The following is a 15,183-nucleotide window of genomic DNA, read 5'->3' as shown; positions in this document are numbered from 1 at the left end:
TTTTGATTTATTCTACTACTGCTTCAGCGATTTCTTCACGACTAATACCAGCAAAGTAGCGTGTAATATCAATAGTTTCTAAGGCCTTAAGAACATCTTCGCGTTCGTATTTCACTCCACGGAGGACATCTTCTACTGCAGCAACGTCCTCGATACCAAAGAAGTCACCATAAATCTTGATGTCTTGGATTTTTGATTCAAGAACATTGGCAAAGACTTCTACCTTACCACTAGTGAATTTTGTTCCACGACGGACGTTAAATTCAGGTGATTTACCGTAGTTCCAGTCCCAAGTTCCAAACTTAGTATCTTTGATGCGATTGATTTCAGCCAATTCTTCCTCAGAAAAAACGTATTCAGTCATCTCTGGATACTCTTTTTTCATGTATTCCAAGAGCAAATCGCGGAATTCTTCAACTGTGATTTTTTCTGGTAATTCATCGATGATATTGGTTACACGGGCACGGACGGATTTCACACCTTTTGATTCAAATTTATCTTTTGAAACCTTGAGGGCATTAGCAAGGACTGACAAATCAACGTCAAAGAGCAAGCAACCATGGTGCATAATACGTCCATTAATATAAGCTTGGGCATTGCCACAGAATTTTTTGCCATCAATCTCAAGGTCATTACGGCCTGTGAACTCAGCTTTAACGCCTAGTTGAGCCAAGGTATTGATAACTGGAGTTGAGAAGCTCTTGAAGTCAAAGGCCTTGTTTTCATCTTCTTTTGAGATAATAGTGTAGTTGAGGTTGTTTAAATCGTGGTAAACAGCTCCACCACCACTGATACGGCGGACTACCTCAATACCATTTTCTCGAACATAATCACGGTTGATTTCTTCAATAGTATTCTGGTGACGCCCGACAATGATAGATGGTTTGTTAATCCAAAGTAGGAAGATTTGATCCTCATCCAAAAGGTGTTTAAAGGCATATTCTTCCAAGGCAATATTAAAGGCAGTGTCGTTTGAATGATTGATAATATATTTCATGATATCCCTTTATACGATAGAGACTGGAAAATACCTTTCCAGTCTAATCTATCTTCGTTTTATTTTTTCTTAGGGGAATGGATGGCCATTCCTAGTACATCTGCAAATGCTTCGTACATCACTTCAGAATAGGTTGGGTGGCCGTGGATGGTCTTCAGCATTTCTTCAACAGTGATTTCCATTTCGATAATGCTTGATGCTTCGTTGATCAATTCTGCAGCTGCAGGACCGATGATGTGAACACCAAGAATTTCTCCGTATTTCTTATCTGCAATGACTTTTACAAAACCTTGAGCTGCATCTGATGCAATGGCACGGCCGTTAGCTGCAAAGTTGAATTTACCGATGGCCACATCGTATTTCTCACGAGCTTGTTCTTCAGTTAGACCTACTGCTGCTACTTCAGGAAGAGTGTAGATAGCTGCAGGAGTCAAGTTCAATTTGGCAACAGCATGATTTCCTTTAAGGGCATTTTCAGCGGCAACTTCACCCATGCGGAAGGCTGCGTGCGCCAACATTTTAGTACCGTTGATGTCACCTGGTGCGTAGATACCTGGAACAGAAGTTTCCATATATTCGTTGACCTTGATGCGTCCACGATCCAATTCAAACTCAACATCGCCAATTCCTTCAAGGTCTGGCACACGGCCAATTGAAAGAAGAGCTTTGCTTGCGATGATATCGTCTTTTCCTTCAACCTTGATACGAAGTTGACCATTTTCCTCTATGATTTCTTGGAGTTTAGTATCAGTTAAGATGGTCATTCCTTTACGTTCAAGGATCAAGCGAAGATTCTTAGAAACTTCCGCATCCATAGCTGGTACGATACGGTCCATCATTTCGATAACAGTCACTTTTGAACCAAATGTCATGAAGGCTTGGCCGAGTTCGATACCGACAACGCCACCGCCGATGATAACAAGGCTTTCTGGTACTTCTTTCATTTCTAGAATGTCATCACTGGTCATCACAAGTGAAGATTCCATACCAGGAACGTTTATCTTGCTGACTTTTGAACCACCAGCAAGGATGATTTTCTTGGTTTCAAGCAATTCTGAACCATTTACCAAGACATTCTTGTCTTTAGTAATAGTACCAACACCCTTATGTACAGTAACTCCGTAGCTACGAAGAAGACCTGCAACACCACCTACCAAGGTATTGACAACTTTAGATTTAGTTTCTAAAAGTTTGTCCATATCTACAGTGAAATTTGGATTTTCGATGACGATACCACGGTTTGCTGCATGACCGATGTTTTCGATGATTTCAGCATTGTGAAGGTATGTCTTAGTTGGGATACAGCCACGGTTCAAGCACGTCCCACCGAGTTCAGATTTCTCAACAAGGGCAACCTTACCACCGAGTTGGGCTGCTTTAATAGCCGCTACATATCCAGCAGGTCCACCACCAATCACAACGATATCAAAGGCATCATCACTCTTGCCGTCGTCGTTTGAAGCACTTGCTGCAGGCGCTGGGCTAGCTTCTGGTGCTGTTGCTCCAGCTGTTGGGATATTTTCACCTTCTTCTCCAAGGTAACCGATAACTTCTGTAACCGGAACTGTTTCCCCATCTCCTTTGAGGATGGCAATCAAGTAGCCATCTTCTTCGGCTTCCAATTCCATGCTGACTTTGTCAGTCATGATTTCCAAAAGGATTTCTCCTTCTTTTACAAATTCTCCGACTTTTTTATTCCATTGGACGATTTGTCCTTCTGTCATATCCACGCCGGCTTTTGGCATAATTACTTCTAAGGCCATGTCTTACTTCCTTTATCTATATCTCTAAAAATAAATACTGTATTTTTTAAACCAACATTGAGATTGGGTTCTCAATCAAGGCTTTCAAGTCTTTCATAAACTTAGCACCAGCCATCCCATCTACGACACGGTGGTCAATCGTTAATCCAAGGCTCATGATAGGGCGAATGACAATCTCACCATTGACAACTACAGGTTTCTCAACTGTTGAGCTAACCCCGAGGATAGCTGAGTTGGGTTGGTTAATAATAGGACCAAAGGACTGAACACCAAACATTCCTAAGTTACTAATTGTGAAGGTTGAATTTTGGAGTTCGCTTGGAGCTAATTTACCATCCAAGGTACGACCAATCACATCCTTGAAGGCTACAACCAACTCTGAAAGACTTAATTTTTCAGCATTATAGACAACAGGTGTCATCAATCCGTTATCCATCCCAACCGCCATCGCAAGGTTGACATAGTTGTGCGTGATAATGGTCTTGCCGTCTTCAGTCAACGAAGCGTTGATGTAAGGGTGTTTCATCAATGTCTTCACAACCGCAAGAGAAAGCAAGTCAGTAACCGTGACTTTCTTACCAGTTGCTTCCATGATTGGATCAAGAACCTTCTTACGAAGAGCCAACATTTCTGACATATCGACATCGTAGTTGAGTGTGAAAGTTGGCGCAGTTAGGTAAGATTCAACCATACGTTGCGCGATAACCTTACGCATTGGTGTCATTGGAATACGCTCAATCTCACCATAAGGTGTAACATTATCAGGAACTTCTTCCACTTTTTCGATCTGAGCAGGAGACTTGATGGTATCGTTTTCGATATTTTCAGGAAGGAAGGCCAAAACGTCCTTCTTCATAATCTTGCCACGATGGCCAGTTCCTTGGATTTCCTGCCAAGCAATGTTATGTTCGAGGGCAATTCGTTTTGCAAGTGGCGAAATGCGAACCACGTTTGTGTCTTTATAAGTTTCCACGTCTTCTTTGTGGACACGACCGTTTGCACCTGAGCCAGAAACGTCGTAGAGGTTGATACCTAGATCATCCGCTAACTTTCTAGCCGCAGGAGTCGCTCTTAGCTTGTCATCAGCCATGACCTCTCCAATTCTAATTATGATACTAAGGGCGTTAAAAGTCAAAGTGAAAATAGGAAACTTGACGAAGAAACTTTAGTTTCTAGGAAAGTTTATCTTTTTCACACAGACTTTAGCCCGTGTTCAACTCTACAAGTAACTTGGACACGGAATGTGTCTCAAGTTACTACGGTTGCCGCTATATAGCGACCAACCTAGTAGACTTACTAAGTGTTTTTTGCCGAATATTATCGATTCGTCAAAAAACTGTCGCAACTTTACATACAACTTGGATACAACACGTATCTCAGGTTGCTAAAGTTAAAAACTACGTTCTTTACATAATTTATCTTATGCACTTTTATTCTTTGTTATAGGTTTTACGGATGGCATCTTTGATGCTTTCAACTGTTGGAATCATTGCATTCTCTAGGTTTTGTGCGTAAGGCATTGGCACATCTTCTCCGGCGCAACGGCGGATTGGTGCATCTAGATAGTCAAATGCTTCTGATTCTGAAATAATTGCTGAAATCTCTCCGATATAGCCACTTGTTTTGTGAGCATCGTTGACAAGAACCACCTTACCAGTCTTCTTCACTGAGTTAATGATGATATCCTTATCAAGTGGAACAAGGGTACGTGGATCCACAATTTCAACTGAAATCCCCTCTTCTGCCAATTCTTCAGCAGCTTGAACCACACGGCGAAGCATTTTTCCATAAGTAATGACTGTTACATCTGTACCTTCACGTTTGATTTCACCAACTCCAAGTGGGATTGTGTAGTCTGGATCAACTGGCACTTCCCCTTTTTGGTTAAATTCTGACTTGTACTCAAGAATGATAACAGGGTTGTTATCACGGATAGAAGACTTGAGCAGTCCTTTCATGTCCGCAGGTGTTCCTGGAGCTACAACCTTAAGTCCAGGAATGTGAGTAAACCAAGACTCTAGAGATTGCGAGTGCTGAGCTGCAGAACCGACACCGTTACCAGCTGCACATCGAACTGTCATTGGAACCTGACCTTTACCACCAAACATATAACGTGTTTTAGCAGCTTGGTTGACGATATTGTCCATGGCAATAACAGAGAAGTCCATAAAGGTCATATCAACGATTGGGCGAAGTCCTGTCATGGCTGCTCCTGCTGCTGCTCCCGAGATAGCAGCTTCAGAAATCGGACAGTCACGAACACGTTCTGGACCAAATTCTTCGAGCATTCCAACAGAAGTTCCGAAGTCTCCTCCGAAGACACCGACGTCTTCTCCCATCAAGAATACATTTTCATCGCGACGCATTTCCTCAGACATAGCAAGGATAATGGTGTCACGGAACGACATTGTTTTTGTTTCCATTTTTATCTCTTTCTCCTTAGTCTGCGTAAATATCTTCAAATGCGGATTCAAGCGGTGGGAATGGGCTTTCCTCAGCAAATTTAACAGAAGCTTCTACTGCTTCCTTGACTTGTGCTTGGATTTCTTCCAATTCTTCGGCACTTGCTAGCTTGTTTTCCAAGAGGTAGTTGCGAAGGTTTTCGATTGGGTCTTTTTGTTTCCACAATTCCACTTCTTCACGTGTACGATATTTACCAGGGTCAGATGATGAGTGACCGAGCCAGCGATAAGTGACACTTTCAATCAAGACTGGACCATTACCACCACGAACATGGTCTACAGCTTTCTTAAATCCTTCATAAACGTCGATGACGTTGTTGCCATCTTCAATAAACATTCCAGGAATACCATATGCTGCGCTACGGTGATGGATATGTTCTACATTGGTCATTTTTTTGATGTCCGCAGAGATACCATAACCGTTGTTAATGCAGTAGAAAATCACTGGAAGGTTCCAGATAGAAGCCATGTTCACTGCTTCGTGGAAGACACCTTCGTTGGTCGCGCCATCTCCAAAGAAGCAAACGACGATTTTTCCAGTGTTCTGCATTTGCTGACTGAGGGCTGCACCAACAGCGATTCCCATACCACCACCTACGATACCATTGGCACCAAGGTTACCAGCATCAAGGTCAGCAATGTGCATGGAACCACCTTTTCCTTTACATGTTCCAGTGTATTTCCCAAGGATTTCAGCCATCATGCCATTGAGGTCAATTCCTTTGGCGATAGCTTGACCATGACCACGGTGGTTTGAGGTGATTAGATCATCTGGATTGAGGGCCAGCATAGCTCCGACGTTAGCAGCTTCTTCTCCGACAGAAAAGTGAGTCATACCAGGAACTTTTCCCTTTTTCACTAACTGAGCTATTTTTAAGTCCATGCGACGGATTTCTTCCATCTTACGGAACATCTCTAGCAAAAGATTTTTATCTAAAGTTGACATAATCTTGCCTTTCTAACATTGTTCTTACTTTACCATTTTACCGTTTTTAGAAAACACTGTCAAAGTATATGACCGATAAAATTTCACAAGGTAAAAAAATAAATCCCTGTTTTAACAGGGATTTTCTTTGGTTAGAGTATTTTTTCACAAAGTTATTTTTCGGGATATTTTCTAAAAATTAGCTCAACCTTTTCATTATGGATTTCAAACGCCATTGATACAAACAACCAGAAACAATCAAGCTGGCAATTAACCCAATCCAGTAGGCATATGCTCCTAAGTCAGTTGCCTGATCTAGTAGATATCCTAGAGGTATCGCTACTCCCCAATACCCGATTAATCCAAGATAGAAAGGAACGATAGTGTCCTTGTACCCTCTTAAAATCCCCTGGAGCGGTGCCGCAAAGCTATCTGCTAACTGGAAGAAGAGACTGTAAGTCAGAAATACAGCAGTTGTTTCAATGAACTGAGGGTCATTTCCATATAGACTTGCTACACGATCTCTAAAAATGTAGAGAAAGGACAGGGTGAGACCTGCAAAAATAAGGGCTGTTATTCTCCCCAAACGAGCATAGGTTTTTGCATCCCCAAAACGTTTAGCCCCCACCTCGTAAGACACAACAATTGCCATAGCAGAGGATATACTCATGGGAAAAGCGTACATGAGACTCGAAAAATTCATAGCTGACTGGTGACTGGCGATGATGAGCGATGAAAATTTAGCCATGATTAGTCCCACCACGGAGAAAATAGCCACTTCCGCAAAGACGGTTCCCCCAATTGGTAGACCTAACCGAACACCTTCCTTGATTTTATCTATATTGAGCGGGATACGTTTTTCAAGATGTAATGCTTTTAATCTTTGATGTTTGAACAAAACAAGCAGGGAAATGCCCAATAAAACCCAATAGGCTAACGAAGTTCCCAGCCCTGCTCCTGCTCCACCTAACTCTGGAAACCCAAAGGCACCGTAAATTAACAAATAGTTAAATCCACAATTTAAAGGTAGCAATAAGAGCATGAGGTACATAGATAGCTTGGTCAGACCGAGTGAATCAAGTAGCGATCGGATAACACTGAAAAGCAACAAGGGAATAATTCCGATAGACAAATACCAAAGATAAGAAACCGAAACTGCTGCCACTTGTTCTTCTAGTCCAATATGGTTTAAAACGGGGGGCGCTAAGAATATTACCATCCCAAGCAAAATCAAAGACAATACAAAAGCCAAATAGATAAATTGGTAAAAGTCAGATGCTACTTCTTCCTTTTTACCTCGTCCTAGATGATGGCCGATGATAGGAACCATAGCCGAAACAATCCCTGTTAAAAAAGTGAAGAAAGGATTCCATAGACTCGTTGCAGTTGATACACCAGCCAAGTCCATGGTATTGTATTGCCCCGTCATGGTTGTATCCACAAAAGAGGCAGAATAATTGGCAAATTGATAGATCAGGATAGGGAAAAATATCTTAAGAAATAAGACAAACTTATCTTTAAATTGATGGGTTGGATACATATACGCTCTCTATTCTTATAGTTTATAGAGCAGAATCCCATCTAGTTTTTGTAGACGATTTGTCCCTTACAGATGGTATATTTAACCTGCCCTTTTAAGGTTTCCCCGATAAATGGTGAATTTGATGATTTTGAAGCAAAGTTTGGACCAACAGTACGATAAGCCTTGTCATCAAAGATGGTGATATCCGCTGGACCATTTTCAGCCAAGTAGCCTGCTTCAAAGTTGTAAAGTTTAGCTGGATTGACAGTCATTTTTTCTAGCAATTCCATCAAGCTTAGCTCACCAGCTTCCACCAAATAAGTCAAACCAAGAGAAAGAGAGGTTTCCAAACCAGTCATACCAGATGGTGCTTTAGTGATATCTTCTACATTTTTCTCATCTGCATGGTGAGGCGCGTGGTCTGTCGCAATTACAGTGATGACGCCCGACTTAAGACCTTCAATCACGGCACGACGATCTGACTCCAAACGAAGCGGAGGATTCATTTTGGCATTGCTCCCTTGAGTTAAAAGAAGAGCTTCTGTCTTAGAAAAATGTTGTGGTGCCACTTCTGCTGTGACTTGCGCTCCCAAACCTTGAGCGAATTCCACTACCTTGACACTTTCTTCCTTAGACAAATGCTGGATGTGAACATGGGCCTTAGTTGCATAGGCAATCATAACATCACGCGCAATCATGGCGTATTCTGCTACCCCTGTCGCACCACAGATCTTGAAGTGGTCTTTAGCGATGTTTTCGTTAAACCCAAGAATACCGTTCAAGCCGGGATCTTCCTCGTGTAAACAAACAAAGGTGCCAAGTTTTTTAGCAGTTTCCAAGGCTTCTTTGAGAACCTTGCTGCTTTCAAGTGGAATACCGTCATCTGAGAAACCAACGGCACCTGCTTTTAAAAGCGCCTTAAAGTCAGTCAAGTCTTGGCCATTAAAATTCTTGGTAATAGTCGCAACCGTTTTGACGTTAATCTTTTCCTTGGCAGCTGACTGGAGAACTTCTTGAAGAGTCTCTACATCCGAAATGGTTGGACTAGTATTAGCCATCATGACAACCGTTGTGAAACCACCTGCAGCAGCTGCTAGAGCACCAGTATGGATGTCCTCCTTGTGGGTTTGACCAGGTTCACGGAAATGAACATGAATATCAACTAGTCCAGGCGCAACAACAAGACCTGTAGCATCAATTAGCTCTGCTCCTTCTTCCTTGATTTCCGGAGCAATTTTGGCAATTTTTCCATCTTGGACTAAAATATCATACACTTGATCCAAACCAGACTTGGGATCCATTACACGACCATTTTTGATTAGTAGCATCTGCTTTCTCCTTTATTCATAGAAATCAACTTGGGTATCCAATAATTTATCCCCATCATAAACAAACTTGGCTGAAAAGAAGGGTTTGTCCTCTAAAAGCCACTCAACAAAGGTGTGGTCACCCTCCCAAGTTGGCTTGCTCAAAACTTCATCATAGGGAACCCATTCCAGCGTCCCCTCATTGCAGTCAATCAACTCACCTTCAAACTCTGTCACCTTAAAAACATAGGTGTACCAGTCTAAATCTGGCGTGAATTCTGGAAAAGTGATGACACCTTTTAGAACTGGCTTGGCTTTGAGGCCTGTCTCTTCGAGGATTTCACGCGCTGCGCACTCCTGAGGTGTCTCTCCTCGCTCTAGCTTACCACCCACGCCAATCCATTTGCCTTCGTGGACATCATTAGGCTTCTTATTACGATGGAGCATGAGCAGTTCTTTTCCGTTATCAATGTAGCAAATCGTCGCTAACTGAGGCATATTTTCTCCTTATCTAAGCCAATCGATTGGCTCTTGTCCTGTCTCTGTTAAAAATGCATTGGCCTTGGAAAAAGGCTTGGAACCCCAAAATCCTCTGTAAACCGATAAAGGACTAGGATGGACTGATTCGATAATCAAGTGGTGAGGATTGGTAACTAAGGCCTTCTTCTTGCGTGCATAAGCACCCCAGAGTACAAAGACTACAGGTCTGTCTAGATTATTGACAACCTGAATCACAGCATCTGTAAAAGGCTCCCATATCTGCCCAGCATGACCATTGGCCTGACCAGCAGGAACCGTCAAGCAAGCATTGAGAAGTAAGACTCCTTGCTCAGCCCAAGACGTCAAATCATGAGATTTCTTAACCCCGATATCATCTGACAATTCTTTCAAGATGTTTTGCAAGGATGGCGGAGCTGGGATAGAGTCAGGTACAGAAAAACTCAAGCCCTGAGCTTGACCTGGCCCGTGATAGGGATCCTGCCCTAGAATCACCACCTTAACTTCTTCAAGCGGAGTTTTCAAGAGAGCCTGAAAAACCTTTTCCTTGGGTGGATAAACAGTCCCTTGGGCATAAACCTGCTCCATAAATTGATTGATTTTCCCGAAATAACCTTCAGGTAATTGCTCCTTAATCAAAGCATGCCAAGATGAGTGTTGCATAGCCGACTCCTTCGTTTTTACTGCCTCTATTATAGCAAAAAGTGGCTATCTAAACCACTTTTTACAGTTTATCCAAACAATCTAGTAAGTCTTGGTAAGAATGGACTTCATAAGTCGGCTGAGCTTGCGTCTTATTTTCCAGATGATGGGGATTGTACCAGATAGTATCAATGCCAGCATTATTGCCACCTTGAATGTCGGCGGTTAGAGAATCTCCAATCATCAGTGTCTTTTCTTTATCAAATCCAGCAATCTGCTGACCGATTTTTTCATAGAATAGTGCATCAGGTTTTTGTGTTTGTAACTGCTCGGAGATAAAAACTTGGTTGAAATAGGGAGCCAAACCTGATTGAGCCAGACGCCCTGTCTGAATGGCAGTAATCCCATTTGTCGCAGCGTATAGCTCATAATCGCGCTCGATGAGACCGTCCAAGAATTCATGAGCGCCCGAAAAAGTTTGCCCCTGCTGTGCGAGATAAAATTGGTAACGCTGGGCAAGCAAAGTACCGTCTTTCTCTAGTCCGAAATGAGCAAATAAACGAGAAAAGCGCGTGTTAACCAGCTCTTGTTTACTGATTTTCTTTTGTTCCAAGTCCTTCCAGAGAGCCTTGTTCATAGGAACATAATAGTCTTTATAGGCTTGAATATCCGAAACTCCTTCTTCCTTTAGAAGTTGCGTCAAAGCCACATCCTCAGCAGCATCAAAATCAAGCAAGGTGTGGTCGAGATCGAAGAGTAGAAATTTGTAGGGCAATTTGAAGTTTTCCTTTCTTAGTGAGAAAAAAGTCGCTAATATTTATTTGGGAAATATTCTTTTCCCAACTGCCATAAATACTGATCAATCTCTTTAAGATTAAATTCGTCTAATCCGTAGTATTCTCTAAAAGCAATAATTATATTTTTAAATTTTTGATAATCTTTTAGATCTGCATTCTTAAATTTAGAAAATTTATCTGTTTTTCTAAAATATTTCAATACCTTTTCTACATAGCTATCATAAATAGGGTATTCGTTAGGATTATGATGAGAACAGTATTTTGTAGAAAAAGAATAGAACTTTCTAGTTACTCCGTTAATGGTAACATTTTGAATTTCATTGACTAAAGTTACATCACCTTGTCTCAATCTCTCATCAATTTTAAGACTCAGTATATGCTTTGCAACTGGATAAACTGAAAAAATATTAGTGCTATAAAAATCATTTAATGTAGCAACCTTTAATAAGATATCAGAAATTTCTTCGTTACTTGGTAATAGCTCAAAAAACAATTTATCTAAAGCATCTTCTTGCAACTTATAATTTTTAAGATTTTTCCACGATTTTAAGTATTTTTCAACTTCAACGGCTGACGGTTTAGGAATAACAATATCTGATTTCTGTTTTCTATTGTAGTTTATTTGCATATCTATCTCACTTCTAGTAGTTATTCAAAAAATTTGATAGATTAATTATAGCATATTACAAAAACGAATGGGTAAGCTCTTTATTCGTCTCTATCCCAACTCCTTGGCTATTCTACTCTTTTCAAGTTTTCCCTTGGTAATTCGTTTCCATAAAACAAGAGGATTCAGACTATAGGATAAGCGTACGAGGAAATAATTAACCCATTCGATAAGGGCAAAAAGCTGTATTAGTGTGGCTATAATACCCACTTGGACACTCGGTGTATTCCAGACTATAAAAGGAAAGCCTAAAATAAGTAAAACAAGGTCTAGTATTCTGAAACCACCATATAGTTTGGGGACACTACCTCTTCCGAACTGGGGATTCGACAGTCTTCTAATCAAAATCGCCCAATAGATTGAACCTTGAAGCAAAATAAATGTCAGTAAAGACAGAGGATAGAGAATGGTTACTAGACTATTCTCATCACCAAGCCGATTTTTCAAAAGGAAAAAACAAAACCAAAAGGATAGGACGGCTGTGAACTCTCCCAAACAGAGGGACACCAACTCTTTTCTAACTTTCTCTTTTTGTATGTTCATCATCTCACCCATCTATCTATCAACCTATATCAGAAAAAAGCCATTCGAGGCATTTTCTAGTCAAGATTTCTCAGAATCAAGACATTCTAAGCATCGAACAGCTCTATTACTTTAATATCATTGTAATTCTAAACTTAGAATTACATTAAAATAAATGTTTTAGGTCTATTCTAAGTCCATGATAACCTTAAATTTTAATTTTTGAAGGATTCTAAAGCTAGAATTGTTCAAAAATCACGAGAATGGAGCTATTCGAAGCTTAGAAGAACCTTTGGTGAATTTCAATAGCACTTCAACTAGCTATTCTTACAATTTCGCTGATGAGCTTTGAGTTTTTTCAGAGCCCAATCATAGTGACTGGAAGTGCTACTGACAAAGTAGGAGCCTAGACTTGTTCCTCCCGTCCACTTATAGACACCTTTTGTGAACAATTCGTCATTGCTGAAGCCTTCCATCAACTCTAAAACCTCTTCATGCGATTGATTGAGGAGTTTGGTTGCTTCTTCTAAGGACGTTCTCTGGTGCTTCTTCCAAAAAGCGACATTCATTTCCCCATAAGTTTTCCAATTATAAGGTTCAGGGAGAAAAGGTCTTTCATGACCCTTTTGATTGGAATGTACCCATGTCAAAAGTAACTGATGCCATTCATAGAGATGGATCAGAACATCTCTTAGATTTTTATCTCTTTTCCAGTGAGCTTCTTTTTTCTTTTGGTCTTTTGAAAAATCAAAAGGAGTCTGTAGTTCCTCTTCACTTAATTTAGATATAAAGTGATTGAGCTTTTCATAGTTTTCCTTAGAGGCTAACACTAATTCTTCTTTCGTTCTTGGTCTAGGCATAGGAGTTCTCCCTTCATTTTTTAGTTGGATATGCTATTTCCTCACTTCATTATACCATAATCAAAAAGCAGTTCTTTACGAAAAACTGCTTTTACTGACTAGTTATTTTATGCTTATAGTCACTACTTTACATATAAATCTCTAAAGCGGTCATCCACTTCAGCTATCTGATAGAGCAAGTGGGACAGTCCTTGGTAATCTTCTTTTAAACACGAAAGGTGGGCTTGACCAAATAGAGTAGCCAATTCTTCTTTTAACCTTACCCCTTCGGGATCATGGTTTTTTAAGAATTTACTGAGATAGAGATTTCGAACAGCAGCAAGTTTAAAGCTGAAATACTGATGCAATTGCTTTTGCTCCGTATTTAAGCCGTTTTCAGCAACTGCTTTTGCATAGCATTCCAAAACACCGTTTTGACCATTCAGATATCGGTTCTTCATAATCCTTGCTGTTTCCTGATAGATTTCAGTCTGACTAGGACTCTTGACCTTCTTAAAATTTCCCCACATGGAGTATGCTCCACGCTTATAGTCAATAGCTTCCGCCTTCCAAGCTTCTAAAATGTCATTAAAAGTAACCTTCATACAGGCAAAACCAGCTGGATCATGCAAATAGAGATGCTGACCATCAACAGCATACACAGTTACAAAGTGATCTACACCATAAAGGATTGTGTGATTGGGATTGTAAGTCAAATGGCCCATATCAAGAGGACCCAGTACGACAGGTCCATTAGACAGAAACGTTTCCAACTTTCCTTTAACCTCTTCCAAATCTACTTCCGCTCCATCTTTTAGATAGAATTCTTCAAAGTCAAACCCAAGTATTTTTAAGGAATGAGAGATGGAAAGGTCTGGCATTCCATTATCAAAGAATACTAAAGGGTGCACCTCATCTTCCTTCACGATACTAGCGCCATTTCCCATCACCATAATTGCCTCTAAAAACTCTGCTTTAAAGTCATAACCATAGGTTTCTAGTGCCATTGCCAATGAATAGCTATAGCAAAGCGACACATCTCCAAAATACATCTGCATATTCCTGCCTCCTTATCTTCTATGGGACTATTATACCGAGAAAACTATTCGTATGCCCCATAAAATCCAAACAAAAATTATGGTATGTTTGATTTATAGACATGAATTTCTTTATACTTAAATTTAAATTAAATTGTAATTCTTTTTTGCATAAGTTATTTCTCAAACAAAGAAAAACTCTGTAAAAGATACCTTCTACAGAGTCAGCTTTCCATCTTTATAAAAAATAGAAAATTATCTAGTCCTTGCTTACTGGTATCCAGAGTTCCATTTGATAGTCTGGTGACGACATATCTCCTTCAGTATAGACTTCAAAATCTGGCGCTCCTGAGTGGCGATAGCCTGTTTCTGGGAAAAAAACCTCCAAAACATACTTCCAAGCATTGTGAATGCTAGCTGGTATAGGACCTTTGACTGGGACGATAGCATATTCAGCTGCTGGGATGTCTTTGATTGACAGACCTAGTTCTTCTGCTTTCGCTTTATCCGTCACATCATAAGCCGCCATGTAGTTAATGATTTCGCCTTCTTTCACATCCGAGCAGAGACCAAAGGATTGGCCACTTCCCAGACTCTCTAGACTTTCAAAGCTGTGATTTGCATAAAGCTGCTCCCATGCAGACGGGCATTGGCTATTGTCAATAGCTTCCAATAGAACGCCTGCCACGGTAAAAGCAGGTTTCTTTTGAATCTTGATATCCATGTTCTTTCCTCCTGTAATCTTTAAGGATAATTGAAGTCTAGGAAAGACCCGATAAGGTTTTCCATTTCGAACTTCTGAGGGGGTCGCACCATGGAATTTCTTAAAGGCTGCGCTGAAGGCATCCGCAGAGTCATAGCCGTATTTCAGCGCTATGTCAATGACTTTCTCAGTGCTTTCCCGCAAGTCTGTCACAGCTTCTGACAGCCTGCGATTGCGCAAATATTCTGCTAAAGTCATATCTGCTAGGATGGAAAAGAGCCTGCTAAAGAGAGGATAAGAATAGCCAGATAGCTGTTGAAATCTTTTCATATCCACTTCTGAAGTCAGTTGCTGCTCCAAATAATCCATGGTTTGATTGAATTGATGCATCATATTCGTTTCTTCTTACCTCCACAAGATACAAAAGACGTTAAAAGCAAAGTGAAAATAGGAAAATTGACGCTGGAGTTTCTGGTCCTAGGAAATTTTATCTTTTTCACAC

15 protein-coding genes are annotated in these 15,183 nt (G+C 40.6%); all 15 read right to left on the bottom strand.

The genetic code is table 11. The features are described 5' to 3' along the window. Nucleotides 1-7 precede the first annotated feature (7 nt). Nucleotides 8-997 (bottom strand): lipoate--protein ligase, encoded by a 990-nt coding sequence (locus tag EJF26_RS02445; protein ID WP_000873978.1) that lies wholly within the window; start codon nucleotides 995-997, stop codon nucleotides 8-10. 59 nt (nucleotides 998-1,056) lie between these two features. Continuing rightward, nucleotides 1,057-2,760, bottom strand: a complete 1,704-nt coding sequence (gene lpdA / locus EJF26_RS02440) for a dihydrolipoyl dehydrogenase (protein WP_001162897.1) — start codon at nucleotides 2,758-2,760, stop codon at nucleotides 1,057-1,059. Nucleotides 2,761-2,806: 46 nt separating this feature from the next. Continuing rightward, the gene (locus tag EJF26_RS02435; RefSeq protein ID WP_000752693.1) at nucleotides 2,807-3,850 is read right to left on the bottom strand and encodes a dihydrolipoamide acetyltransferase; all 1,044 of its coding nucleotides are present in this window, start codon (nucleotides 3,848-3,850) and stop codon (nucleotides 2,807-2,809) included. Nucleotides 3,851-4,190: 340 nt separating this feature from the next. Next, nucleotides 4,191-5,183 carry an alpha-ketoacid dehydrogenase subunit beta gene (locus EJF26_RS02430; RefSeq protein WP_000448711.1) on the bottom strand — a complete coding sequence of 331 codons (993 nt, stop codon included), beginning with the start codon at nucleotides 5,181-5,183 and terminating at the stop codon, nucleotides 4,191-4,193. 16 nt (nucleotides 5,184-5,199) lie between these two features. Next, the gene (locus EJF26_RS02425) at nucleotides 5,200-6,168 is read right to left on the bottom strand and encodes a thiamine pyrophosphate-dependent dehydrogenase E1 component subunit alpha (RefSeq protein WP_000105365.1); all 969 of its coding nucleotides are present in this window, start codon (nucleotides 6,166-6,168) and stop codon (nucleotides 5,200-5,202) included. A 178-nt stretch (nucleotides 6,169-6,346) separates the two neighbouring features. Next, on the bottom strand, nucleotides 6,347-7,687 hold the full coding sequence (locus tag EJF26_RS02420; protein WP_000283628.1) for an MATE family efflux transporter: 1,341 nt from the start codon (nucleotides 7,685-7,687) through the stop codon (nucleotides 6,347-6,349). Between the two features lie 41 nt (nucleotides 7,688-7,728). Further along, a complete protein-coding gene (locus tag EJF26_RS02415) occupies nucleotides 7,729-8,997 on the bottom strand; it encodes a dihydroorotase (protein WP_000924527.1) in 1,269 nt (422 codons plus the stop codon). Nucleotides 8,998-9,009: 12 nt separating this feature from the next. Continuing rightward, complete coding sequence (locus tag EJF26_RS02410; protein ID WP_001135775.1) at nucleotides 9,010-9,474, bottom strand: NUDIX hydrolase; 465 nt, start codon at nucleotides 9,472-9,474, stop codon at nucleotides 9,010-9,012. Between the two features lie 9 nt (nucleotides 9,475-9,483). Beyond that, entirely contained in the window at nucleotides 9,484-10,137 is a 654-nt protein-coding gene (locus tag EJF26_RS02405) for a uracil-DNA glycosylase (protein WP_001164850.1), read from the bottom strand. A gap of 61 nt (nucleotides 10,138-10,198) precedes the next feature. Beyond that, on the bottom strand, nucleotides 10,199-10,891 hold the full coding sequence (gene pynA, locus EJF26_RS02400) for a pyrimidine 5'-nucleotidase PynA (RefSeq protein WP_001146404.1): 693 nt from the start codon (nucleotides 10,889-10,891) through the stop codon (nucleotides 10,199-10,201). A gap of 35 nt (nucleotides 10,892-10,926) precedes the next feature. Further along, nucleotides 10,927-11,541: an HI_0787 family protein gene (locus EJF26_RS02395; RefSeq protein WP_001166738.1), complete on the bottom strand. Its 615-nt coding sequence runs from the start codon at nucleotides 11,539-11,541 to the stop codon at nucleotides 10,927-10,929. Nucleotides 11,542-11,631: 90 nt separating this feature from the next. Beyond that, on the bottom strand, nucleotides 11,632-12,135 hold the full coding sequence (locus tag EJF26_RS09995) for a hypothetical protein (RefSeq protein ID WP_004246015.1): 504 nt from the start codon (nucleotides 12,133-12,135) through the stop codon (nucleotides 11,632-11,634). A 284-nt stretch (nucleotides 12,136-12,419) separates the two neighbouring features. Next, nucleotides 12,420-12,962, bottom strand: a complete 543-nt coding sequence (locus tag EJF26_RS02385; protein ID WP_001137922.1) for a ClbS/DfsB family four-helix bundle protein — start codon at nucleotides 12,960-12,962, stop codon at nucleotides 12,420-12,422. 122 nt (nucleotides 12,963-13,084) lie between these two features. After that, nucleotides 13,085-13,999, bottom strand: a complete 915-nt coding sequence (locus tag EJF26_RS02380) for a YobF C-terminal domain-containing protein (RefSeq protein WP_001178528.1) — start codon at nucleotides 13,997-13,999, stop codon at nucleotides 13,085-13,087. A 238-nt stretch (nucleotides 14,000-14,237) separates the two neighbouring features. Beyond that, nucleotides 14,238-15,074 (bottom strand): AraC family transcriptional regulator, encoded by an 837-nt coding sequence (locus tag EJF26_RS02375; protein ID WP_000972223.1) that lies wholly within the window; start codon nucleotides 15,072-15,074, stop codon nucleotides 14,238-14,240. Between the last annotated feature and the right edge of the window lie 109 nt (nucleotides 15,075-15,183).

Origin of the sequence: Streptococcus oralis subsp. dentisani, from assembly GCF_007475365.1 — a bacterium.
In the GTDB taxonomy this organism is placed as follows: Bacteria; Bacillota; Bacilli; order Lactobacillales; family Streptococcaceae; genus Streptococcus; species Streptococcus mitis_AX.
Note: the sequence above shows the minus strand (reverse complement) of the source record. Positions and strands in the feature narration are given on the sequence as shown.